General features: G+C 72.5%; 20 protein-coding genes and 1 pseudogene. 10 read left to right on the top strand and 11 right to left on the bottom strand.

The features are described from left to right. Positions 1 to 25 precede the first annotated feature (25 nt). Positions 26 to 619, bottom strand: coding sequence for a DUF4291 domain-containing protein (locus ACFVYK_RS04330; protein WP_389768296.1), 594 nt, complete (start codon positions 617 to 619; stop codon positions 26 to 28). Between the two features lie 206 nt (positions 620 to 825). On the opposite strand from ACFVYK_RS04330, the gene ACFVYK_RS04325 reads away from it, so the two are divergent. Then, positions 826 to 2886 (top strand): restriction endonuclease, encoded by a 2061-nt coding sequence (locus ACFVYK_RS04325; RefSeq protein WP_389768294.1) that lies wholly within the window; start codon positions 826 to 828, stop codon positions 2884 to 2886. 235 nt (positions 2887 to 3121) lie between these two features. Beyond that, positions 3122 to 3583, top strand: coding sequence for a DUF5707 domain-containing protein (locus tag ACFVYK_RS04320; RefSeq protein ID WP_389768292.1), 462 nt, complete (start codon positions 3122 to 3124; stop codon positions 3581 to 3583). Positions 3584 to 3609: 26 nt separating this feature from the next. Here the strand turns inward: ACFVYK_RS04320 and ACFVYK_RS04315 are convergent, their stop codons facing one another. Beyond that, entirely contained in the window at positions 3610 to 4728 is a 1119-nt protein-coding gene (locus ACFVYK_RS04315; protein WP_389768291.1) for a hypothetical protein, read from the bottom strand. Between the two features lie 142 nt (positions 4729 to 4870). On the opposite strand from ACFVYK_RS04315, the gene ACFVYK_RS04310 reads away from it, so the two are divergent. Then, a complete protein-coding gene (locus ACFVYK_RS04310; protein WP_389768289.1) occupies positions 4871 to 6025 on the top strand; it encodes a cystathionine gamma-synthase in 1155 nt (384 codons plus the stop codon). Positions 6026 to 6153: 128 nt separating this feature from the next. Here ACFVYK_RS04310 and ACFVYK_RS04305 read toward each other — a convergent pair whose 3' ends face one another. The 3 genes from ACFVYK_RS04305 to ACFVYK_RS04295 all read right to left on the bottom strand — a co-directional run bounded on the left by ACFVYK_RS04305 (position 6154) and on the right by ACFVYK_RS04295 (position 7659). Continuing rightward, positions 6154 to 6402 (bottom strand): hypothetical protein, encoded by a 249-nt coding sequence (locus ACFVYK_RS04305; RefSeq protein WP_389768287.1) that lies wholly within the window; start codon positions 6400 to 6402, stop codon positions 6154 to 6156. Then, entirely contained in the window at positions 6399 to 7007 is a 609-nt protein-coding gene (locus ACFVYK_RS04300) for a sigma factor-like helix-turn-helix DNA-binding protein (RefSeq protein ID WP_389768285.1), read from the bottom strand. The genes ACFVYK_RS04305 and ACFVYK_RS04300 overlap by 4 nt, the downstream gene beginning before the upstream one ends. Positions 7008 to 7149: 142 nt before the next feature. Continuing rightward, on the bottom strand, positions 7150 to 7659 hold the full coding sequence (locus ACFVYK_RS04295) for a MarR family winged helix-turn-helix transcriptional regulator (RefSeq protein WP_389768379.1): 510 nt from the start codon (positions 7657 to 7659) through the stop codon (positions 7150 to 7152). 163 nt (positions 7660 to 7822) lie between these two features. Here ACFVYK_RS04295 and ilvA point away from each other — a divergent pair, with 163 nt between their 5' ends. From ilvA to ACFVYK_RS04280, 3 genes are all read left to right on the top strand, one after another. After that, the gene (gene ilvA, locus ACFVYK_RS04290) at positions 7823 to 9052 is read left to right on the top strand and encodes a threonine ammonia-lyase (protein WP_389768283.1); all 1230 of its coding nucleotides are present in this window, start codon (positions 7823 to 7825) and stop codon (positions 9050 to 9052) included. A 404-nt stretch (positions 9053 to 9456) separates the two neighbouring features. Continuing rightward, positions 9457 to 10452 carry an ATP-binding cassette domain-containing protein gene (locus ACFVYK_RS04285; protein ID WP_389768281.1) on the top strand — a complete coding sequence of 332 codons (996 nt, stop codon included), beginning with the start codon at positions 9457 to 9459 and terminating at the stop codon, positions 10450 to 10452. Then, positions 10449 to 11312, top strand: a complete 864-nt coding sequence (locus ACFVYK_RS04280) for an ABC transporter permease (protein WP_389768279.1) — start codon at positions 10449 to 10451, stop codon at positions 11310 to 11312. Before ACFVYK_RS04285 ends, ACFVYK_RS04280 begins: the two co-directional genes overlap by 4 nt. 112 nt (positions 11313 to 11424) lie before the next feature. Here ACFVYK_RS04280 and greA read toward each other — a convergent pair whose 3' ends face one another. Both greA and ACFVYK_RS04270 read right to left on the bottom strand, forming a co-directional pair. Then, positions 11425 to 11925 carry a transcription elongation factor GreA gene (greA, locus tag ACFVYK_RS04275; protein ID WP_389768277.1) on the bottom strand — a complete coding sequence of 167 codons (501 nt, stop codon included), beginning with the start codon at positions 11923 to 11925 and terminating at the stop codon, positions 11425 to 11427. 191 nt (positions 11926 to 12116) lie between these two features. Beyond that, positions 12117 to 12518 (bottom strand): DUF4307 domain-containing protein, encoded by a 402-nt coding sequence (locus ACFVYK_RS04270; protein ID WP_389768275.1) that lies wholly within the window; start codon positions 12516 to 12518, stop codon positions 12117 to 12119. Between the two features lie 125 nt (positions 12519 to 12643). Between ACFVYK_RS04270 and mca the strand changes: the two genes are divergently transcribed. Further along, positions 12644 to 13504 (top strand): mycothiol conjugate amidase Mca, encoded by an 861-nt coding sequence (mca, locus tag ACFVYK_RS04265; protein ID WP_389768377.1) that lies wholly within the window; start codon positions 12644 to 12646, stop codon positions 13502 to 13504. Next, the gene (locus ACFVYK_RS04260) at positions 13497 to 13745 is read left to right on the top strand and encodes a hypothetical protein (protein ID WP_389768273.1); all 249 of its coding nucleotides are present in this window, start codon (positions 13497 to 13499) and stop codon (positions 13743 to 13745) included. Before mca ends, ACFVYK_RS04260 begins: the two co-directional genes overlap by 8 nt. Positions 13746 to 13853: 108 nt before the next feature. On the opposite strand, the gene ACFVYK_RS04255 is transcribed toward ACFVYK_RS04260, so the two are convergent. Further along, on the bottom strand, positions 13854 to 17135 hold the full coding sequence (locus ACFVYK_RS04255) for a tetratricopeptide repeat protein (RefSeq protein ID WP_389768375.1): 3282 nt from the start codon (positions 17133 to 17135) through the stop codon (positions 13854 to 13856). 197 nt (positions 17136 to 17332) lie between these two features. Here ACFVYK_RS04255 and ACFVYK_RS04250 point away from each other — a divergent pair, with 197 nt between their 5' ends. Beyond that, positions 17333 to 19366, top strand: a complete 2034-nt coding sequence (locus tag ACFVYK_RS04250) for a thioredoxin domain-containing protein (RefSeq protein ID WP_389768271.1) — start codon at positions 17333 to 17335, stop codon at positions 19364 to 19366. 16 nt (positions 19367 to 19382) lie between these two features. On the opposite strand, the gene ACFVYK_RS04245 is transcribed toward ACFVYK_RS04250, so the two are convergent. From ACFVYK_RS04245 to ACFVYK_RS04235, 3 genes and pseudogenes are all read right to left on the bottom strand, one after another. Continuing rightward, a complete protein-coding gene (locus ACFVYK_RS04245; RefSeq protein WP_389768270.1) occupies positions 19383 to 20108 on the bottom strand; it encodes a Mut7-C RNAse domain-containing protein in 726 nt (241 codons plus the stop codon). 33 nt (positions 20109 to 20141) lie between these two features. Continuing rightward, positions 20142 to 20780: a TetR/AcrR family transcriptional regulator gene (locus tag ACFVYK_RS04240; RefSeq protein WP_389768268.1), complete on the bottom strand. Its 639-nt coding sequence runs from the start codon at positions 20778 to 20780 to the stop codon at positions 20142 to 20144. A gap of 73 nt (positions 20781 to 20853) precedes the next feature. Next, positions 20854 to 21051 (bottom strand): annotated as a pseudogene (locus ACFVYK_RS04235) (hemolysin III family protein); the annotation flags it as partial. 250 nt (positions 21052 to 21301) lie between these two features. Here ACFVYK_RS04235 and ACFVYK_RS04230 point away from each other — a divergent pair. Further along, on the top strand, positions 21302 to 23125 hold the full coding sequence (locus ACFVYK_RS04230) for a phosphoenolpyruvate carboxykinase (GTP) (protein ID WP_389768266.1): 1824 nt from the start codon (positions 21302 to 21304) through the stop codon (positions 23123 to 23125). Positions 23126 to 23520 lie beyond the last annotated feature (395 nt).

Raw genomic sequence — 23520 nt, 5'->3', positions numbered from 1 at the left:
GCGGCCGGCCGGCCTCGCCGCCGTGCTACCGCCGCAGATGATCCAGCAGCTCCTCCGGAACGGGATACGGCCGTTCGGCCGGAAGCAGGGCGGTCGCCTCCGCGAGTTCGCCGGCCCGCACCCGGCCGTGGATCTCCCGGGCCAACGGCGTGACGTCCTCGATCCCCACGATCCACTCGTCGGCGTACCGCACCGTCGCCTCCCCCGCGAGCCCCAGCTGAAGGGAGCGGTGAGGCAGCGCGTTCAGGTGCAGATCCCGTTCCGGATCCCACTGCACCCGAGCCGGGGCCCGCCTCAACTCCCGCTTCCAGTCGGCCGGCTCACCGTGCAGCCCCGGCACGTGATGCGACAGACAGGCGTGCCGCAGCGCCCACTCGAACCCGTCCCGGCTGATCTCGACCGCCAGCACGGTCTCCTGGCCCTCCTTCAGGCCCCACCCGCAGCGGTACATCATCCACAGGAAGCTGGGCTTGATCCACGTCATCCTGTCCCGCTTCCACGCCGCCGGGAAACGGTCGTCCCGGACGGCGGGCAGGCCGATGGCCGGCGGGTACGCCTGGTAGACGGTGATCGTGGACTCCGAGTGGACCGCTCGGATCTCATGACGCGTTGCTTGCATGACGCACAGCGTGCGGGGCGTCCGTGCTGAAGGACCACCGAATTTCGCCCCTGCTCCCCACCGGGCCCGCCGCCCGCTGCCCGGTCCTGGCGACGAGTGGATGTGCGGGACGGCGATTGCTGGTTAGAGTCGTGTCGTCACAACTGGTTGTGGGGACAACCAACGTGCCTTTCGGCTGCCAACGTCCTGGGGAGGGCCTGCAGCACATGAGTCGTCGTTCCACCGGTTCCGTCGGCGTCTGGGCCGAGATGCAACGGCAGCAGCAGCGCCAGCTGGAGGCCGAGGCCAGACGGCGCAGGCAGCAGGAACAGCAGGCGCGGGCCTACCAGCGGCGAGCCGCCCAGAGCCACCGCGAGTACCGGCAGGCGGAGGCGCTACGGCGCACGGAGGAGCTGGACGCGCAGGTCGCGTCCCTGCAGGGCCTCCTCGCCGAGGGCTGCCGGGCTCCGGGCTTCAGGGCCGCCTCGCTCCTGCGGGCCGAGGACGTCCAGCCCTTCGCTCCGGGGCCGTTGGCTCAGCCGGTGACCATGCCGGACGTCCAGCACTACCAGGCGCAAGGCGGATGGACCGCCGGCCGGCGGTCCCAGGCACAGGCCGAGGCACGCGCACGCTTCGAGCGGGACTGGCAGGCGGCCCAGGCCGCTGAGGCTCAGCGACAGCGGCAACTGGCGTCCTACGAGCGGGAGTACCGGCAATGGGCCGATGCCCGGCTGGCCGAGGTCCGGCGGCACAACGCCGGCGTCCTCGCGATGAGCGAGGGCGTGAGGCGGCAGGACCCCGACTCCGTGATCGAGTACTTCTCCGCCGCTCTCTACGCCTCGACGGCGTGGCCGGAGGGCTTCCCGCGCCAGGTGGCGGCGGCCTACGACCCGGCGGCCCGGCAACTGGTGCTCGACTGGGAGCTGCCCGGCTACGGCGTCGTGCCGGAGGTCAAAGCCGTCCGCTACCTGTCCGGCGCCGACCAGGACAAGGAGACCCCCCGCCCGGCAGGCCAGCGGCGCGCCCTGTACCGGGAGGTCCTGGCTCAGTGCGTGCTGCTGGTTCTGCACGAACTGTTCGCGGCCGACGACCTGAGGGCGCTCGAGTCGGTGGCCCTGAACGGGTTCGTCGACGGGCACGACCCCACGACGGGTCGGCCCGGCCACATCGTCCTCGCCACCGTCATGGCCTCCCGCTCCTCGTTCCAGGACCTGCACCTGGCGCAGGTGGACCCGGTCGGTTGTCTCGCCGACGCGCTGCGCGGCCAGCTCTCGGCCCGGCCCGATCAGCTCACGCCGGTGCGGCCCGGGCGGCGGCCGCAGGAGGTCGGCAACCGGGTCGTCGCCCACGGCGACGACGAGGAACCGGACCTGTACGCCATGGATCCGATCGCCTTCGAGCATCTCGTCGCCGACCTCTTCCGCGCGATGGGGATGCAGGCGGTCACGACCCAGCGCTCGAACGACGGCGGCGTGGACGTCGACGCGCTGGACCCGACGCCGATCCGAGGCGGCAAGATCGTCGTGCAGGTGAAGCGCTACCGCAACACCGTCCCGCCCACGGCGGTGCGTGATCTGTACGGAACCGTGCAGGACACCGGGGCCAACAAGGGCGTTCTCGTGACGACTTCCGGGTTCGGCCCCGGCTCGCACACCTTCGCCAACGGCAAGCCCCTGGAACTCGTGTCGGGTCCAGAACTCGTCGACCTGTTGCACCGGCACGGACTGCGCGGGCGGCTGGGCGAGCGCGGCCGAAGGACCTCGACGCCGCCGCCGTCCGGAGCGCCCGACGGCCGGCTGCCGGACGACTACAACGTTCTCGGCATGTCCTGGTCCGGCAGCGTCGCCCTGGACGTGTGCGCCCTCGTCTGTCGCGGCGACCGGGTCCTCAGCGACGATCACTTCGTCTTCTTCAACAACCCGCGGACGCCCGACGGCTCGGTGCGCGCCCTGCCCGCCACCGCCCCGGACAAGGCCGCCGTCTGCGTGGCTTTCGACGGGCTGCCCGCAGAAGCCGACCGGTTCGTGCTCGTGGCCGCCGTCGACCCGGAGGCCGACCCCGACGCCGACCTCTCGGGCTTCACGAACGCCGGCATCCGACTGCTCGACCCGGGCCTGACCGAGCTGGGACAGCTCGCGGTCTCCGACGGCCGGCCGGGCGAGACCGCCCTGGTGCTCGGCTCCTTCCGCCGACGGCCGAACGGGGACTGGGACTTCGTCCTGGGCGGCAAGGGCTACCCGGGCGGCCTGGAGGAGCTCGTCCAGGACTTCGGCATCGAGGTGGACTAGGGCTGCCCGGGCCCCCCAGGCCCCCCAGGCCGCCCGTGCCGCTGCGCCGGGCGGCCATCCGGACGGCCGGCCCGGCGGCGCCCGCCCTGCCACTGGGCGACCAAGTAGCTGCTGCTCAGGATCAGTTGAGTATGCGGGCTCAGGCCCGGCGGACCCCTGTGCGGCGAGTATCGGTGCAGCGGCGCAGACCAGGAGCGCCGGTTCGATCCAGCTGAGAACAGGTTCGGAGAATCTCATGTCCCGACGTATTGCCCTGTCCGTGGCCGCCGGTGTCGTCGTGGTCGGAGGCGCGGGCGCCTTCGCTGTCGCCCACGCCGGCGAGCAGCCGCCGGCGCTGGCGCACAGCACCGCCCGCTACACCGCTCCCGACGCCGGCGACGGCGACCGCGCCGGGGCGTTGACCTTCGTCACCGACGTGACGGCGTCCTCCGGCGTCAACAGCGTGAAGGTGCTGGCCTGGCCGCAGGACTCGCCCTTCGCCAAGAAGGGGCTGACCGCCAAGGACATGGCCGGCGTGGAGGAGGCCGTCTGCAAGCCCGCCGGAGGGCACACCGTGCGGTGCACGTACACCGCCCCGGTCACCCGGGCCGACGCCGAGTCGTCCCCGCGCGGCCTGTGGCACGTGTCCGTCCTGGCCACCGCGAAGGACGGCACCACCACCCTGGACACCGAGGCGGCCGACTTCACCGTCCGGTGACCCCGGGGCGGACGGCGCCCCCGCGGTCAGTGGGGCATCGTCGCCGGGCTGCCGCCGTTCGCCTCGTAGCCGGCGACCGCCATCGCGCGGTAGACCGCGAACTCGCCGGCCGGGTCGGGGGAGAGGGCCCACGGAAGGGCGCCGACGTGCCCGTCCACGTGGACGAGCTGGCTCATCGCCTCCGACCAGCGCTCCGAGCGCACCAGGAAGAACACGAGCAGGTGGCGGACGTGCGCCAGCATCGGGTCGTCGGACCGGGCCGCGTGCACCGCGAACAGCGCGCCGTGCACCGCCCTGGTCACGACCTCGCTCTGGTAGAAGCTGCGGACGAGGTTCACCTCGGGGAGGTGCTCGAAGACCGCGAAGAGGGGCATCGCCGCGAGGAGGGAGCCGCGCGGGGCCCGCGCCGCGGCGGACTCCGCGAAGCTGTACGCCAGCTCGCGCGAGCCGTGCCACTTCTCGCACCAGTAGTGCAGGGCCGCAAGATGGGCCCCCATGTGCGCCGGGTCGCGGTCCAGGATGTTCAGCCAGAGCCGCTCGAACTCCGTCTGCGAGTACCGCAGACCACGGGCCACCGACAGCTCCACGATGTACGGGACCGGGTCGTCGGGGGACAGCAGCGCCGCCTGTCCGCAGGCGTCCCTCGCCTCCTCCATGATGATCCGGAAGTCGTCCGTGCCCGGCGTCGACGTCCGCCAGGCCTGCTGCACCAGGAACTCGGCGTGCACCGCGGCGCCGCCCGCGTCCTTGGGCGCCTCGGTCCGCCACACCCGCAGCCACTGCCCGCCCGGGGCCTCGCTGACGCCGCCCGGTCGCTGCTGCAGCTCCAGCGCCGCCGCGCCGGCGAACGCCTGCACGCGCTGCCAGCGCAGCTCGCCCGCCGTCTCGGTGCCGGCCAGCAGCTGCTGCGCGGCCCGGTAGTCCTGCGTGTGCTGCACCACGTCCAGGACGTCGAGCACATCATGGTCGGGGCCGGGCATGCGGACGTCCAGCTCCTCCGTGCGCACGAAACCGTAGGTCGCCGGGTCCGCGGCGTCCGGATGATCCGCCGGCACCAGCCCGACGGCGCCGCGCCGGCGCCGCGCGAGGGACGTCACCACGTAGCCGATCAAGACCAGCGCCACCAGGCCCCACAGAATCTCCATGCCACAAGCGAACCAGACCGCGCCGACGATTGGCCAACCCGCCCCCGGTCCTGTGGAAAACCTCCGTCCCGGGCCGCGCCCCGCGCCGTCCGCCGGGTGGCCGGCCCGCGCCGGGGCCGCGAGCGGACTACCCTCGGTGCCCATGAGCGACAGGCACATCAGTCAGCACTTCGAGACCCTCGCGATCCACGCGGGCAACACCGCCGATCCCCTCACGGGCGCGGTCGTCCCACCGATCTACCAGGTCTCGACCTACAAGCAGGACGGCGTCGGCGGTCTGCGCGGCGGCTACGAGTACAGCCGCAGCGCCAACCCGACCAGGACCGCCCTGGAGGAGAACCTCGCGGCCCTGGAAGGCGGCCGCCGGGGTCTCGCGTTCGCTTCCGGACTGGCGGCCGAGGACTGCCTGTTGCGTACGCTGCTCAGCCCCGGCGACCACGTGGTCATCCCGAACGACGCCTACGGCGGCACCTTCCGGCTGTTCGCGAAGGTCGTCGCCCGGTGGGGCGTGGAGTGGTCGGTCGCCGACACCAGCGACCCGGCCGCCGTGCGCGCCGCGACGACCCCGAAGACGAAGGCCGTGTGGGTGGAGACCCCCTCCAACCCGCTCCTGGGCATCACCGACATCGCCGCCGTCGCCCAGGTCGCCCGTGACGCGGGCGCGAAGCTCGTCGTCGACAACACCTTCGCCACGCCGTACCTTCAGCAGCCGCTGGCGCTCGGCGCGGACGTCGTCGTGCACTCCCTGACCAAGTACATGGGCGGCCACTCGGACGTCGTCGGCGGCGCGCTGATCACCGGCGACGCTCAGCTGGGCGAGGAGCTGGCGTACCACCAGAACGCGATGGGCGCGGTCGCCGGGCCCTTCGACTCCTGGCTCGTGCTGCGCGGCACGAAGACGCTGTCGGTGCGCATGGACCGCCACAGCGAGAACGCGACCAAGGTCGCCGACATGCTGACCCGGCACGCGCGCGTGACGCACGTGCTGTACCCGGGCCTTCCGGAGCACCCCGGACACGAGGTCGCGGCCAAGCAGATGAGGGCGTTCGGCGGCATGATCTCCTTCCGGGTCGCCGGCGGCGAGGAAGCGGCCGTCGAGGTCTGCAACCGGGCCAAGGTGTTCACCCTCGGCGAGTCCCTGGGCGGCGTCGAGTCCCTCATCGAGCACCCGGGGCGCATGACGCACGCGTCCGTCGCCGGTTCCGCCCTGGAGGTGCCCGGCGACCTCGTCCGCCTCTCCGTGGGCATCGAGAACGTCGACGACCTCCTGGAGGACCTGCAGCAGGCCCTCGGCTAGACCGCACGACGGGTGGCTCGTCCGGACGCCCGTCCGGGCGGCCCACCGGCGCAGGCCTGGCCGCCGGGCTTCTGGCCGGGCGTCCGGACGGCACCCCGCTGGGCCGGCACCGGAGCGGGCGCCGGGGCTCACCAGTTCGTGAGCGGCGGGGTCGTCTGCGACGGCGGCTCCACCCAGGGCTGGACCAGCACCGCCCAGACCACGAACGCCACGGTCGCCGCGCACAGCAGCAGCCACGCCAGCCGCCGGGCGGTCCTGTGGCGGCGCACCATGCGGCTGCCCCGGCGCACCGCCTCCCGATGGAGCTCCGCCGGCACGTGTGGCGGCGTCCGCTCCATGATGCGGCGGACGGCGGCCTCCCGCTCGGCCCGGTTCACGAGGCGGCCGCCTTCGCCCGGCGCACCGCGGGCGCCTGCGCGCGGGGCGGTTGCAGCAGGGTCGTCGTGGCCCGGTCGCAGAGCGTGCGCACCCGGTCCGCCGGCAGGCCGAGCAGGGCCGCCGCCTGCTCCTCGGCGACGCCCTCGTACAGCCTGAGGACCAGGACGAGACGTTCCTGCGGATTCAGGTGCGCCAACGCGCCGGCGGCGGCCGCCGGACGCCGCCGGAGACGGCCCGGCGCGGCCGGGACACGGCCGGCGGGCAGGACACGGCCGGCGGGCAGGACGCGGCGGAGAAGCAGGGCACGGCGCAGGGCCAGGGCGCCGTACAGGCGCCGCACGTACTCGTGCCAGGCGCCGTGGGCGAAGCGGGTGGCCAGCTCCTCGCGGGCCCGGTTGTAGGGGTCCTCGCCGCGCAGCCGGTCCCAGCACGCGTACGTGCGCGCGAGGGCGAGCGCCAGCAGATGACGCGCGCGCGGGTTGTCCGCCGGGGACTCGGCCGTCAGCAGGGTGGCGGCGTGCAGCAGCCGTCCGCCCGCGCCGGCGACGAACGCCTCGAACTCCCTGGCCCGGCGGGTCTCCTGGGCCGCACGACTGTCTCGCACACCGAGCCTCCCGCCTGACGGCGTCCCCCTGGGCGGCCATACGCCCCGGTCTCATATGAGGCCCGGGGCGGGCTTTCGGTCAAGGGGCGCGCACCCCCGGCGGAAAGTCGCCCCCGCGCGCGTGCCCCGCGCGTGCCCCCGTTCAGGAGGCGGTCGGCGAGCCCTCCGCGCCGGGCAGGCCCTGAGCCGACATCCGGGAGGACAGGGCGGTGTTGAAGCGGGTGAGGAGCGCGCAGAACGTCTCGCGCTCCTCCGGCGCCCAGTCGTCCGTCAGTTCGGCCATCAACTGCCGTCGTGAGGACCGCACTTCCTCCAGGCGCGCCTGCCCGCGCGGGGACAGCTGGAGCACCACGGCCCGGCCGTCCTCGGGGTGCGAGGTCCGCTTGACCAGGCCGGTGTCGACGAGTGGAGCCACCTGCCGGGTGACCGTGGACGAGTCGATGCCCATGCTCGCCGCGAGCGCCTTGACGCCCATGGGGCCCTCGTTGTCGAGGCGGTTGAGCAGCAGGTACGCGGCGCGGTCCATGGAGTTGCGCACCTGCCCGACGCCGCCGAGCCGGGTCTGCTCGGCTCGGCGGGCGAACACCGCGACCTCGTGCTGCAGCGTGTCGAGAAGACCGGTGTCACCGACTGTCGTCATGTCCATCGACATTTCAGGTGTTGCGGGCATGGCCGGGGGCTCACTTCATGAAGGGGCTGCTGGAATGGGGGACAGAGTACGCGGCCGGAAGGCGGGTCGTACCGGCGCTGCGCAAACCGATCTCGGAGGTTGGTCACAGCGGCCGTTCCCGCCTGTGAACTGCGATGCTGGAGTCATGAGCTACGGCACCGCTGACTCCTTTCGTCCCGTCACCCTCGACGACGTGCGCGGCGCCCGGAAGATGCTGGCGGGCGTGGCACGGGCGACCGCGATGGAGGGCAGCAGGCATCTGACCCAGCTGGTCGGGGCGCCGGTGCACTTCAAGTGCGAGAACCTCCAGCGGACGGGGTCGTTCAAGCTGCGCGGGGCGTATGTGCGCATCGCCGGGCTGCTGCCGGAGGAGCGGGCGGCCGGGGTGGTCGCGGCGAGCGCGGGCAACCACGCGCAGGGCGTGGCGCTGGCGTCGTCGCTGCTGGGCGTGCGGTCCACGGTGTTCATGCCGAAGGGCGCGCCCCTGCCGAAGATCAGTGCCACCCGCGAGTACGGGGCCGAGGTGCGCCTGCACGGTCAGGTGGTCGACGAGGCGCTGGCCGCCGCACAGGAGTACGCGGACGCGACCGGCGCGGTGTTCATCCACCCCTTCGACCACCCCGACGTCATCGCCGGGCAGGGCACGGTCGGGCTGGAGATCCTGGAGCAGTGCCCCGAGGTGCGCACGATCGTCGTCGGGATCGGCGGCGGCGGTCTCGCGGCGGGCATCGCGGTCGCGGTGAAGGCGCTGCGGCCGGACGTGCGGATCGTCGGCGTGCAGGCGGCGGGGGCCGCGGCGTATCCGCCCTCGCTGGCGGCCGGACGGCCGGTGGCGCTCGGCAACCCGGCGACGATGGCCGACGGCATCAAGGTCGGCCGCCCGGGCGAGGTGCCGTTCGCCATTGTCGGCGAGCTGGTGGACGAGGTCCGCACGGTCACCGAGGACGAACTGGCCGCGGCGCTGCTGTTGTGCCTGGAGCGGGCCAAGCTCGTCGTCGAGCCGGCCGGGGCGAGCCCGGTCGCCGCGCTGCTCAGCGCGCCCGAAGCCTTCGACGGCCCGGTCGTCGCGGTGCTGTCCGGCGGCAACGTCGACCCGGTGCTGATGGAGCGCGTCCTGCGGCACGGCATGGCCGCGCAGGGCCGCTACCTGGCCGTACGCCTGCGGCTGACGGACCGGCCAGGCGCCCTCGCCTCGCTCCTCGGGACGTTGTCCGCGGTCGACGCCAACGTCCTGGACGTGAGCCATCTGCGGACCGACCCCCGGCTCGGGCTGACCGAGGCCGAGGTCGAGCTGCACCTGGAGACGAAGGGGCCGGCGCACTGCGCCGAGGTGGGCCGGGCCCTGCGCGACGCCGGATACACCGTCATCGACTGAGCAGTCGCCCAGGGCCTCGCGGCCCCACCCCGGTCCCGGCCCTCGCCCCGGTCCCGGCCCTCGCCCCGGTCCCTGCCCTCGCCCCGGTCCCGGCCCTCGCCCCGGTCCCTGCCCTCGCCCCGGTCCCTGCCCTCGCCCCGGTCCCGGCCCTCGCCCCGGTCCCGGCCCGCGGCCCGGTCCCGGCCCGCGGCCCGGTCCCGGCCCCACCGCGGCCCGCGGCCCGGTCCTCCCGGCTCTCCTCCAGGTCGGCGCTGACTCCGTCACTCGTTCGGGAAAGTCCGTTGTGAGACGCGATACATCGCGTTACGGTGTGTCGCGCACCGCTCGGTCGAATCGCCTTTGAGGCGGAACGAAAAGTGCAGACCTAGGCTTTCCGAAGATTCCCCGACGACGTGGAGACTGATATGCCAGGCGCCATCTACGCCGAAGGTCTGGTGAAGACCTTCGGCGACGTCAAGGCTCTGGACGGCGTCGACCTGGACGTGCCGCAGGGCACCGTCCTGGGCCTGCTCGGGCCGAACGGCGCGGGCAAGACGACCGCGGTCCGCTGTCTGACCACCTTGCTGCGCCCCGACCGGGGCCGGGCCGTGGTCGCCGGCTTCGACGTGCTCAAGCAGCCCGACCAGGTGCGCCGCTCGATCGGCCTGTCCGGCCAGTTCGCCGCGGTCGACGAGTACCTGACCGGCCGAGAGAACCTCCAGATGGTCGGGCGGCTCTACCAGATGAAGGCCGGCGCGGCGAAGGCGCGGGCGGTCGAGCTGCTCGACGAGTTCGGCCTCGCGGACGCCGCCGACCGCACCGCCAAGACCTACTCGGGAGGCATGCGCCGCCGCCTCGACCTGGCCGCGGCGCTGGTGGTCTCGCCGCCCGTGATGTTCATGGACGAGCCGACGACCGGTCTCGACCCGCGCAACCGCCAGCTGCTGTGGGAGGTGATCAAGCGGCTGGTCTCCGGCGGCACGACGCTGCTGCTGACCACCCAGTACCTCGAAGAGGCCGACCATCTCGCGCACGACATCGCGGTCGTCGACCACGGCCGGGTCATCGCCCGCGGCACCTCGGACGAGCTCAAGGCCCGCACCGGCGGCGAGCGCGTGGAGGTCGTGGTGCACGAGCGGCGCCACATCACCCTGGCCCAGGAGGTGCTGTCCGGCTTCGGGAAGGGCGAGACCACGGTCGAACAGCACACTCGCCGGCTCACCGTGCCGGTGACCGGCGGCGCCAAGCTGCTCGCCGAGGTCATCCGCGAGCTCGACGCCCGCGGCATCGAGATCGACGACATAGGCCTGCGCCGCCCCACCCTCGACGACGTCTTCCTGTCCCTGACGGGACACATGGCCGAGGCGAAGGCGGAGGAGAACGAAGACAAGGGACGCAACGAGAGGGAGACCGTCAGATGAGTGCCGTCACCGACGCCGCACGCGGCGCGGCGCCCAGGCCCGCCAACTCGCTGGGACAGCCGGTCCGCGACTCCCTGGTCGTTGCAAAACGCAACTTGATCCGCATGGTCCGCATTCCGGAAGTGGTCATTTTCGGGCTCATCCAGCCCATCATGTTCGTGGTGCTCTTCACGTACGTGTTCGGTGGTTCCATGCGGATCGGCGGCAGCACCAGCGCCACCGACTACAAGAACTTCCTCATGGCGGGCATCTTCGCGCAGACCGTCACCTTCGCCACCGCGGGCGCCGGCGCCGGCATAGCCGACGACATGCACAAGGGCCTCATCGACCGCTTCCGCTCCCTGCCCATGGCGCGCGGCGCGGTGCTCACCGGCCGCACCCTCGCCGACCTCGTCCAGACGGCGCTCACCCTGCTGGTCCTGGCGATCGTCGCGCTCCTGGTCGGCTGGCGGGTCGGCTCCGACGGCGAGACCGACGCCGTCCGGGTGCTGGGAGCCTTCGGACTGCTGCTCCTGCTCGGCTACGCGTTCACCTGGATCGGCGCCCTGATCGGGCTGACCGTCCGCACCCCCGAGGCGGCCACCTCCGGAGGGCTGATCTGGCTCTTCCCGGTGACCTTCATCTCCAACGCGTTCGTCGACACCACCAACATGACGCCCTGGCTGCGCCACATCGCCGAGTGGAACCCGTTCAGCGCCACCGTCCAGGCCTGCCGGGTGCTGTTCGCCAACCCGGGCCGGTCGCCCTCCGACGCCTGGCCCATGGTGCACCCGGTCTGGGCCTCGCTGATCTACTCCGTGCTGATCATCGTGCTCTTCCGGACGCTGGCGGTCCGCAAGTACCGCTCGGCCACGGCGTGAGAAGGACGTAGCGGGGCGCGCGGCCCGGCACGGCGAAACCCCCGGCGGCACGAGGCGCCGGGGGTTTCGCCGGGAAGGCCCGGTAAGGGCGAGGTGCGGGTGGGGACCCGGCTCAGGCGTTGTAGGGCTCGGCCTTGAGGATGCGCACGGAGGCCTTCTTGCCGTTCGGCAGTTCGTACTCCGCCTCCTCGCCGACCTTGTGACCGATCACGCCGGTGCCCAGCGGGGACTGCGGCGAGTAGGTCTCGATGTCGGAGCTCGCGTACTCGCGCGAGGCGAGCAGGAAGGTCATGGTGTCGTCCTCGTCGCCGTCGAAGGCGATGGTCACGACCATGCCGGGCGCCACCGCGCCGTCCGCGGAGGCCGGAGCCTCGCCGACCTTCGCGTTCTCGAGAAGCTGGGTCAGCTGGCGCACACGGAGCTCCTGCTTGCCCTGCTCCTCCTTGGCCGCGTGGTACCCACCGTTCTCACGCAGGTCCCCCTCCTCGCGCGCGGCGGCGATCTTGGCGGCGATCTCCGTGCGCGCAGGACCAGTAAGGTACTCAAGCTCGACCTTGAGCTTGTTGTACGCCTCCTGGGTCAGCCAGGTGACGGACTCGCTGGTCTGGGTCACAGGTGCTCCTCGTCGGTACTGGATATACAAAGCATCGCCCTGCCCAGAAGCATGTTCCTCAGGTGATGGGCGAAACCACGAGCCTAACAATTCAGCGGCCGAAGGGGGAGGACATAAGCCACCAGAATTACGTCGGCGCAGGTCAGTGCGTACGTATTGCGGAGGAGGCCGGCCGTGTGGGCGGCCCGGAGTCAGTCGGCGTGGCAGCCGAGCAGCTCCGCCGTCGTGCCCCTCGCCGTCGTCCGCAGGGTGACCACCTTGTCGATGCGCGAGTCCGCACCGGAGAAGCGGAAGTCCGCCCGGCCCACCTCGGCGCCCTCGGCGGACTGGGAGCGGACCGTGCAGTAGCCGCTGACGCCGGAGTCCTTGCGGACCTCCAGGTGGACGTCGACGGCGTCGTCCGAGGTCGCCTTGAACGTGATCACCTCGGCGCTGATCTTGTTCTGGCCGACGTAGTGATACGCGAAGTAGCCCATCAGCGCCAGGAGCAGCGCGCCCAGGACGACACCGGCGATCTTGAGCTTGCGGTCGGCGCGGTCGTCCGAGGAACGGCCGTAACGGCCCTCGGGCGGTCGCGTGCTCGCCGTGCTCATGATCGTCCTCTCGGCGCGGAATTTTTCGTCCCCCGATTCGGTCACTATAGAAGCCTGCGATCGCGCCGGGTCACTCCGGGCGCCGACTTACCGAGGATTGAGTCTTGACTGACCAGCTGCGACTGATGGCCGTTCACGCGCACCCCGACGACGAGTCGAGCAAGGGCGCGGCCACCATGGCGAAGTACGTGTCCGAGGGGGTGGACGTGCTGGTCGTGACCTGCACGGGCGGGGAGCGCGGCTCCATCCTCAATCCCAAGCTGCAGGGCGACAAGTACATCGAGGAGCACATCCACGAGGTACGCAAGAAGGAGATGGACGAGGCCAGGGAGATCCTCGGCGTCCAGCAGGAGTGGCTGGGCTTCGTCGACTCCGGGCTTCCCGAGGGCGACCCGCTCCCGCCGCTGCCCGAGGGCTGCTTCGCGCTGGAGGACGTCGACAAGGCGGCCGGCGAACTGGTCAGGCAGATCCGCTCCTTCCGTCCCCAGGTGATCACCACCTACGACGAGAACGGCGGCTACCCGCACCCCGACCACATCATGACCCACAAGATCTCGATGGTGGCCTTCGAGGGCGCGGGCGACACCGAGAAGTACCCCGAGAGCGAGTTCGGGCCCGCCTACGAGCCGCTGAAGCTGTACTACAACCAGGGCTTCAACCGGCCCCGCACCGAGGCGCTGCACCACGCGCTGATCGAGCGCGGCATGGAGTCCCCCTACGGGGAGTGGCTCAAGCGCTGGGAGGAGTTCGGACAGCGGGAGCGCACGCTCACCACGCACGTTCCGTGCGCCGACTTCTTCGAGATCCGCGACAAGGCGTTGATCGCCCACGCCACGCAGATCGACCCGGACGGCGGCTGGTTCCGCGTGCCGATGGACATCCAGCGCGAGGTCTGGCCGACGGAGGAGTACGAGCTCGCGAAGTCCCGCGTCGATACCTCCCTCCCCGAGGACGACCTCTTCGCGGGCATCCGCGACAATGCCTGATATGAGCGCAAGCGTGAGCCTGGCAATGACGCACCTCGTCCCCCTCGCCAAGGAGGTCGACGAGAACAAGGTCACTCCCGGCGTCCTCGGCTTCATCGTCTTCGCGGCGATGGCGCTGGCGGTGTGGGGCCTGATGAGGTCCATGAGCAAGCACATGGGCAAGGTCGACTTCAAGGACCCGGCGGACCCGGCGAAGGCCCCGACCGGCAAGACGACGGGCAAGCCCTCGTCGGCGAGCTGAGGCACGAGGAGCAGGCGAGCGAGGAGCACGTGAGCGGGGGTGGGGCGGGCAGCCCGCCCCACCCCCGCCCTCCCACGCCCGGCTCGGCTCCCGACCCCGGCGCCCGGCTCAGCCGGCTCCGGTCGCGTGCCCGGTCCTGTTCCCGTTCCCGGTGTCCTCGGCGTCCTTCCCGGTCCCGGCCGCCGGGTCCGGGACGATGTTCACCTCCACGCCCATGACCTCGCGGGCGGGCCTGCCGGGGACCAGGCCCAGGCGCCAGGCCTGCCAGCCCGATTCCAGGCGGACGCCTCGCTCCAGGAGCAGGCCGTAGGCCTCCAGGCACTCGGTCAGCCCCGAGTCGCGCAGCGGGTGGTCAGCCCGGACCAGCCGGGCCAGCTCCTCCTGGGCCACCGCCGTGCCGACCTCGACGCCGCCCGGGGCCGCGTACGGCAGCAGGGTGCAGCGCAGGAAGCGCGCCCAGTCCTCGCCGCGCCGGTCGCCATAGGACGCGAACAACGCCGCCGCCTCCTCGCACAGGGCCAGAGCGGCCTGCGCACGCGTGTTGCCCGCGTCGACGATCGCGAGCTCCAGGCAGGTCCAGGCCTCGCCGTGGGCGACGCCGATGCGCTGGAAGTCGGCGCGGGCGTCGACCAGGAGCTGACGGGCGAACCCCGAGTTGAGCAGTGAACCGGTCCGGGCGGCGCGCTGGTCGCGGGTCACCCGGGCCGAGTGATGGCGGGCGCAGGCCAGCCCGTAGACGTCCCGCATCCGGGAGAACAGGGAGCGGGAACGCTCCAGCTCGCGGACGGCGTCGTCCAGGTCGCCCGTCTCCTCCAGCGCCAGGCCCAGGTAGTACACCGTCCACGCCTCGCCGCGCGCGTCCTCGTTGTCCCGGTGCCGGGCCGCCGCCCGGCGCAGGTCCTCCGCCGCCGGACCCGGGTCCCCGGCGATCAGCCGGGCCCGGGCCAGCTGGGTGAGGGCCCAGGCCTCGCCGCGGGCGTCGCGGGTGCGGCCGTACAGGTCGAGGGCCCGCCGCAGGTCGCCCCGCGCCCGCTCGACGTCGCCGCGGCGCAGGTGCAGCTGGCCCAGCTGGAAGTGCGCCCAGGCCTCGCCGTGCACGGAGCCGCCCTCGCGGTGCAGGACCAGAGACCGGGTGAGGAGGTCCAGGGCCTCGGCCAGATGCGCCCTGTCGCGTTCCACCGCCGCCAGCGCGTGCATCGTCCAGGCCCGGTCCGTGGCCAGCTCGGGCGGGGCCTGCAGGTCCATGGCCTCCCGCAGTTTCGCCGCCGCCTGGGTCAGCAGGCCCTGGTGGTGCAGGGTGATGCCCAGCGAGCACAGGGCGCGTGCCGCGCCCGCGTCGTGGTGCGCCTGCAGGTAGAGGTCGACCACCGAGCTGAGCGTCGTGCGGGCCTTGTCCAGTTCGCCCAGCTGACGGGCGGCGATACCGGTACGCCACTGCACGGACCGCACCAGCAGGTCCTGGCCGACCGACTGGGCCAGCTCGCTGATCTCGCCGAGCCGGTAGAGGTCGCCGCGCAGCAGGCAGTAGTCGCACAGCGCGCCCAGCAGGCTCATCACGGCGTTCTGGTCGACGCCCTCGGCGTGCCGCAGCGTCGCCGTGATGAAGCTCGACTCGTCGTCCAGCCAGCGCAGCGCCTCGTCCAGGGAGGTGAACCCGTGCGGGGTGAACCGGTCCGAGCGGGTCGACACGTTCCCGTCGACCAGCCGCAGCACCGAGTCGGCGAGCTCGGCGTAGCTGACGATCAGCCGTTCCTGGGCCGCCGCGCGCTCGCTCGGCGGTTCCTCGTCCTGGAGGCGGGCCTCGGCGAAGGCGCGCACCAGGTCGTGCAGCCGGTAGCGGTCGCCGCGCACGCGGTCGACCAGCCCGGCGTCGGCGAGGGCCGTGAGGTGGCGGGCCGCCTCCGCGCGGTCGGTGGCGAGCAGCGCGGCGGCCGCCGCGGCGCCGAGGGAGGCCCGCCCGGCCAGCGCCAGCCGGCGCAGCAGCCTGCGGGTCGTGTCCGGCTGGTCGGTGTAGCGCAGCCACAGCGCCCGCTCGACGGGCTGTACCGGACCGTAGGCATCGAGGTCGGCCGCCAGCGCGCGCGGCGAACGAGGACCCAGCGAGGAGCCCGCCACGCGCAGCGCCAGCGGCAGCCCGCCGCACAAACGTGTGATCCGGTCGGCGGACTCGGCGTCGTAGGGGCCGCAGGACTCCTGCGCCGCGGCGCCGAGCAGTTCCTCCGCGCCCGCCGCTTCCAGGGGCCGCACCGCGAGCTCGTGCACCCAGGGCGACAGCTCGGCGGGCAGGGCGAGGGGGGAGCGGGCGGTCACCAGCACCAGGCTCTCGGAGCGTTCGGGGACGAGCGCGCGCACCTGCTCGGGGTCCGAGGCGTCGTCGAGGATCACCGTCACCGGCAGCCCGGTCAGATGCTGGTGGTACAGCTCGCCGAGTCGTTTGACCTGCTGTTGCGCCGAGGAGCGCTCGCGGAAGAGGAGCTGCTCGCGGGGTGCGCCGAGACGGTTCAGGAGATGCAGCAGGGCGTCCCGGGTGGGCAGCGGCGTCTCCTGCGCGCTGTCGCCGCGCAGGTCCACCACGCACGCGCCGCGGAACTGGTCGCGCAGATCGTGCGCGGCCCGCACCGCGAGCGTGGTGCGGCCGCTGCCGGGGTCGCCGTGCAGCACCACCACGGTGGGCCGGGTCTCGGTGCCGGCGCGCGAGGCCTGCACCCACTGCCGGATCCGCGCCAGCTCCGTCCGGCGTCCGGCGAACGGACCCACGGGCTCGGGGAGCTGGGCGAACGACTGCTCCAGCACGGTGCGCCCGCGGGCCGCCGCGCTCTTGTCCGTGCCGCGCAGTCGCGGTCCCGGGAGCTTCTTGGGCCCGGTCGTCGCGCTCAGCACCCGCTGCTGGTCCAGGAAGGGGCGGATGCCGCGCACCTCCAGCGCCGTGAGCCACTGCAGCCGCGCCTGTTCGGCGCCGCCGGGCTGTGCCGCCTCGCCGGCCCGGTGGTGCGCGGCCGGCAGATGCGTCCCGGCCACCTTCACGACGGTCGCGGCGGCCCCGACGACCCCCACGGTCACCCCGGCGCCCAGAGCCGTGCCCGTGCCGGTGCCGAGCGCGAGGTCCGCGACGGCGGCCGTGACGGCGGCAACGCCCGCCACCAGCAGCGGAGTGCGGCCGCCCTCGCGCGCGTAGCGCTGCCCGAAGCTGACGCGCCGGGCGTCCGACTCGTCCAGGGCGCGCGCGTACGCCTCGTACTCCCCGGCTGCCGTCTGCGCCATGGCGTCCAGCGCGCCGCGCGCCCGCGTCATCAGCGTCTGCCGGTCGGCGCGCCCGCCGGACCGGCGCACCTCCTCCTCCACGGCCCGCGCCAACAACCGCTCGACGTCGGCCCTATGACCGTCCCGCATGTCCCGTCCCCCTCCGGCGGTCACCGCTTTCCTTGGTCAAGTGTGCTGTGGCCGGCTGCGAGGCGCGAGGGGGCGGAGGCCCCCCGATCGCCGGATCCCGCGCCGGCCGGGGGCGGGCGGTCGCCTCGCGGGGGTGACGTCACCGGCGGGACACGCCTGCCGCCGCTCGGGGTGGGTACTGCGGCAGGATGGACTCCATGCCGAACCGACTGGCCCATGAGACGTCCCCCTACCTGCTCCAGCACGCCGACAACCCGGTCGACTGGTGGCCCTGGTCGGCGGAGGCGTTCGAGGAGGCGCGCCGGCGGGGTGTTCCCGTGCACCTGAGCGTCGGCTATTCCAGCTGTCATTGGTGCCATGTCCTGGCGCGGGAGAGTTTCCAGGACGCGGCGGTCGCGGCCTACATGAACGACCACTTCGTCAACATCAAGGTCGACCGGGAGGAGCGGCCCGACGTCGACGCCGTCTACATGGAAGCCGTGCAGGCGGCCACCGGGCAGGGCGGCTGGCCCATGACCGTGTTCCTGACGCCCGAGGCCGAGCCCTTCTACTTCGGCACGTACTTCCCGCCCGAGCCGCGTCACGGCATGCCCTCCTTCCGGCAGGTGCTGGAAGGGGTCGCGCAGGCCTGGACGGACCGGCGGGACGAGGTCGCCGAGGTCGCCGGGAAGATCGTCCGGGATCTGGCGGGGCGGGAGATCTCGTTCGGCGACAGCCTGGCCCCCGGCGAGCAGGAGCTGTCGCAGGCGCTGCTCGGGCTGACCCGGGAGTACGACCCGCAGCGCGGCGGGTTCGGCGGGGCGCCGAAGTTCCCACCGTCCATGGTGATCGAGTTCCTGTTGCGCCACCACGCGCGGACCGGGGCCGAGGGCGCGCTGCAGATGGCCCGCGACACGTGTGAACAGATGGCCCGCGGCGGGATCTACGACCAGCTCGGCGGCGGGTTCGCCCGGTACTCCGTGGACCGCGACTGGATCGTGCCGCACTTCGAGAAGATGCTCTACGACAACGCGCTGCTGTGCCGTGCCTACGCACACCTGTGGCGCGCCACGGGCTCCGAGCTCGCGCGGCGGGTCGCCCTGGAGACGGCCGACTTCATGGTGCGGGAGCTGCGCACCGAGCAGGGCGGGTTCGCCTCGGCGCTCGACGCCGACAGTGACGACGGCGCCGGCCGGCACGTCGAGGGCGCCTACTACGCCTGGACGCCCGCGCAGTTGACGGACGTGCTGGGCGAGGAGGACGCGGAACTGGCCGCCCGCCACTTCGGCGTGACCGAGGACGGCACCTTCGAGCACGGCTCCTCGGTTCTGCAACTCCCGCGGGAGGACGGTCTGTCCGACGCCGCGAAGATCGAGTCGATCAGGAGCCGGCTGTTCCGGGCCCGGTCCGAGCGCCCCGCTCCCGGCCGGGACGACAAGGTCGTCGCCGCCTGGAACGGGCTGGCGATCGCCGCGCTCGCCGAGACGGGCGCCTATTTCGACCGGCCGGATCTCGTCGACGCCGCCCTCGCCGCCGCCGACCTCCTCGTCCGGCTGCACCTCGACGACCAGGCCCGCATCGCGCGCACCAGCAAGGACGGGCACGTCGGGGCGAACGCGGGCGTCCTGGAGGACTACGCCGACGTCGCCGAGGGGTTCCTCGCCCTCGCCTCCGTCACCGGCGAGGGCGTCTGGCTGGAGTTCGCCGGGTTCCTGCTCGACCACGTCCTGAACCGGTTCGCGGACGCCGAGTCGGGCGCGCTGTACGACACCGCCGCGGACGCCGAGCAGCTCATCCGACGTCCGCAGGATCCGACCGACAACGCCGTGCCCTCCGGCTGGACGGCCGCCGCGGGCGCTCTGCTCGGTTACGCGGCCCAGACCGGCTCGGAGCCCCATCGCACCGCCGCCGAACGGGCGTTGGGCGTGGTGAAGGCGCTCGGGCCGCGCGTTCCCCGGTTCATCGGCTGGGGGCTGGCCGCCGCCGAGGCGCTGCTCGACGGTCCGCGCGAGGTCGCGGTCGTCGGATCCGGGCCCGACGACCAGGCGGCGAAGGACCTGCACCGCACGGCGCTGCTCGGCACCGCCCCGGGAGCCGTCGTCGCGTTCGGCGCCGTCGGCAGCGACGAGTTCCCGCTCCTCGCCGACCGGCCGCTGGTCGGCGGCGCGCCGACCGCCTACGTCTGCCGCGGCTTCACCTGCGACGCCCCCACCACCGACCCCGAGCGACTGCGCGACGCGCTGAGCGGCTGAGGGCCCCCGGCGCCGGCTAGCCCGCGAACTCCGCCAGGGCGCGTTCCACGATGGCGACCAGCTGCTCGTGGTGCGCGCCCTTCCAGTAGGCGCGGCCGCAGGAGCGGCACTGGGCGAAGACGTCGTAGGACTGCTGGGTGCCCTGGCGCAGCTGGTCGGCGACCTCGTCCTTGGTGGCCTGCCGCAGCAGGCCGTTGCAGGCGGTGCATCTGGTCCAGGGGCGCAGTTCGGGCGCGAACCGGTCGAGGACGTCGCGCAGTTGCTCCTCGGGGGCGGTGCTGTAGACGTAACCGCCCGCCCACAGTTCACGGCGGCGCAGCAGGCCCCGGTCCCGGCTGAGCATGATCCGTCGTTCGGCTGCCGAGCGGGCGGCGAGGGCCGGGTCGCCGATGTCCGTCGACTCGTAGGCGGCGTCCACGCCGAGCAGGCGCAGCCGGCGGGCGAGGGTGCCGAGGTGGACGTCGAGGAGGAAGCGCAGCGGGGCTCCCGGGACCCGCTGAGGGCGGGCGACCGGGCGCACGCCGACCGATTCGCCGTCGGCGGGGATGTGCGAGGCGGGCGTCTCCCGGCCGTCGACGAGCAGGGCGCCGACCTCGGTGAGCGGGACTCCGAGCGACTCGACGACGTGGCCGAGGGTCGAGACGCCGTCGACGGCGAGGTCGGTGGGGCCGGCGCGCCGGGCGGGCGGGACGAACAGGGCCAGCTCGGGCGCGACTTCGACGCGGATCCGTTGTGCGTTCACCTGGTCAGGATGGCACGGGGGAGCGGCGCGGGCTCAGCCGTTTTCCTGGTTCAGCCCGTGCTCCACGACGTCCAGAGCGCGGTCGAGGAGGGCGGTGAAGTCGCCCTGGTGGCCGTTCTCCGCCCAGTAGAGGGAGGTCTCCATCAGACAGCCCATGAGTGACATGGCGTGGATGCGGACCTCCAGGCTGTCGGGGTCGCGGCCGGTGCGCCCGGCGATGGCGACGCGGAGCGTCCGGCCGGTGACCGACATGCTCTCCCTCATCCGCGAGCGCACCGCCGGGGCCTCCACGAGCAGGCGGGTGCGCAGCCGCGCCACGTCGACGTCGCCCTCGACGCCGGTGCGGGCGGCGGCCAGCATCACGTGGCGGACGGACTGCTTCCACGGCTCGTCCCGGGGGCGGGAGCGCAGTTCCTCCAGCAGGGCCGGCTCGTACTCGTCCGGGAGGACGATGTCCTCCTTGGTCGGGAAGTAGCGGAGGACGGTCGACGGCGACACCTCGGCGCGCTCGGCGATCTGGTCGGTCGTCGTGGCGTCGTAACCCTGCTCCTCGACCAGCGCGTAGGTCGCGGCGCGGATCGCCTCACGGGTCTTGATCTTCTTGCGCTCACGCAGACCCGGACGCGGGCGGTCGGCGGGAGGGCTGATGCGTGCGGCCGTCATGGAACTCATTGTCGGGCAGTCGGGCGCCGCCCTTCAGGGCCGCCCTCGCGGGACCGGCGAGAGGGAGCAGGGGTGCCGGTGGTCAACCGTGTCCGTGGGCGACCAGGGAGATGCCGACGCAGTGGACGACGAACGCGGCGAGCGTGAGGGAGTGGAACACCTCGTGGAAGCCGAACCAGCGCGGGGAGGGGTTGGGGCGCTTGATGCCGTAGATCACGCCGCCGGCGCTGTGGAGGAGTCCGCCGACGAGCACCAGGACCAGCACCGCGATGCCGCCGGTCGGCGCCCCGGGGGGAGTTGGGTCAACGGGCGACCGCCTGAACGTCAAGTGGACGCAAAGTGGCGTTTCTACACGTGGCCATCCTCACTCCGCTCACCTGTGAGGCCCTCTGGACATATGGGCGGTATCATCGGATGATCAAATGAGTGCGGTCGACACCGGATGAGCGCCCCAGGTCACCACCGAGAAGCATCCGGGTCGCAGCCCCCACGGGGCCTCCAACAAAAAATCCCTCTTTTTAGGAGCAATCGTGGCGCGCGACATCGCGGCTCCCCCCGTCATCCCCACCGACCACCAGGAACTCGTCTCCTGGGTGAACGAGATCGCCGAACTGACGCAGCCGGACAACGTGGTCTGGTGTGACGGATCCGAGGCCGAGTACGAGCGCCTGTGCGGGGAGCTCGTCGAGAAGGGCACCTTCAAGAGGCTCGACCCGATCAAGCGCCCGAACTCCTACTACGCCGCCTCCGATCCCACCGACGTCGCGCGCGTCGAGGACCGCACCTTCATCTGCTCCGAGAAGGAGGAGGACGCGGGCCCGACCAACCACTGGAAGGCCCCCGCCGAGATGCGGGAGATCTTCACCGGCGACAAGGGCCTGTTCCGCGGCTCGATGCGCGGCCGCACGATGTACGTCGTCCCGTTCTGCATGGGACCGCTCGGCTCGGACCTCTCCGCGATCGGCGTCGAGATCACCGACTCCGCCTACGTCGCCGTGTCCATGCGCACCATGACCCGCATGGGACAGCCGGTGCTGGACGAACTCGGCTCCGACGGGTTCTTCGTGCGTGCCGTGCACACGCTCGGAGCGCCGCTGGCCGAGGGCGAGACGGACGTCCCGTGGCCGTGCAACTCCACCAAGTACATCTCGCACTTCCCCGAGAGCCGCGAGATCTGGTCCTACGGCTCCGGCTACGGCGGCAACGCCCTGCTCGGCAAGAAGTGCTACGCCCTGCGCATCGCCTCCGTCATGGCCCGCGACGAGGGCTGGCTCGCCGAGCACATGCTCATCCTCAAGCTCACCCCGCCCTCCGGCGAGTCCAAGTACGTCGCCGCCGCCTTCCCGAGCGCCTGCGGCAAGACCAACCTGGCCATGCTGGAGCCCACGATCTCCGGCTGGACCGTCGAGACCATCGGCGACGACATCGCCTGGATGCGCTTCGGCGAGGACGGCCGTCTGTACGCCATCAACCCCGAGGCCGGCTTCTTCGGCGTCGCGCCCGGCACCGGCGAGCACACCAACGCCAACGCCATGAAGACGCTCTGGGGCAACTCGGTCTTCACCAACGTCGCCCTCACCGACGACAACGACGTCTGGTGGGAGGGCATGACGGAGGAGACTCCCGCCCACCTCACGGACTGGAAGGGCAACGACTGGACGCCCGAGTCCGGCGTCCCGGCCGCGCACCCCAACGCCCGCTTCACCACCCCCGCCGCCCAGTGCCCGATCATCGCGCCCGAGTGGGAGGACCCGCGGGGCGTGCCGATCTCGGCGATCCTCTTCGGCGGCCGGCGCGCGAGCGCGGTCCCGCTGGTGACGGAGTCCTTCGACTGGAACCACGGCGTCTTCCTCGGCGCCAACGTGGCCAGCGAGAAGACCGCCGCCGCCGAGGGCAAGGTCGGCGAGCTGCGCCGCGACCCCTTCGCCATGCTGCCGTTCTGCGGCTACAACATGGGCGACTACATGGGCCACTGGGTCGACGTCGCCAAGGACAAGGACCCGGCGAAGCTGCCGAGGATCTACTACGTCAACTGGTTCCGCAAGAACGACGAAGGCGCGTTCGTCTGGCCCGGCTTCGGCGAGAACTCCCGCGTCCTGAAGTGGATCGTGGAGCGTCTGGACGGCAAGGCCGACGGCGTCGAGACCCCGATCGGCGTCCTGCCGACGAAGGCGGCCCTCGACACCGAGGGCCTGCGACTCGACGACGAGGACCTCGACTTCCTCCTGACCGTCGACAAGGAGATCTGGCGCGAGGAGGCCGCCCTGGTCCCCGAGCACCTCAACACCTTCGGCGACCACACCCCCAAGGAGCTGTGGGACGAGTACCGCGCGCTCGTGGAGCGCCTGGGCTGAGGTGAGCCCCGCACAAGACTCCGCGGCCGGCATGGATGAGCCCTGACCAGTGATCGTCACGGTCGGCCGCGGTGCGAAGCGGCGAGCTGCGTACAACGGCGTACGCGGCCATGGGCCTGTCGTCGTCTCCCCGTCCGCCCCGACGGGAGGACGACGACAGGCCCTCGCCTGTCTCTGCCCGTGTCCCGGGAGCACGTGGCTCCACGCGGTCGCCGGCCTTCCCGTAGCGCCGGAAGTCGGCGGTCTCCACGATCCGGGGGCCGAAGGGGACCTTGTCCCCGTAGATGTACGACTCCAGGTGGGTGCAACGCCCCGCACACGGTTCGGAGTGCGCCTCGACCGGCCCTTGCGCGGAGGAAAATGGCGCCCGGTCCGCGCGTCGCTGCGGGTGCACG

The organism is Streptomyces sp. NPDC058291 (assembly GCF_042880855.1).
Taxonomy (GTDB): domain Bacteria; phylum Actinomycetota; class Actinomycetes; order Streptomycetales; family Streptomycetaceae; genus Streptomyces.
The sequence above is the reverse complement of the archived record's forward strand: the minus strand, read 5'-3'. Positions and strand labels throughout refer to the sequence as shown.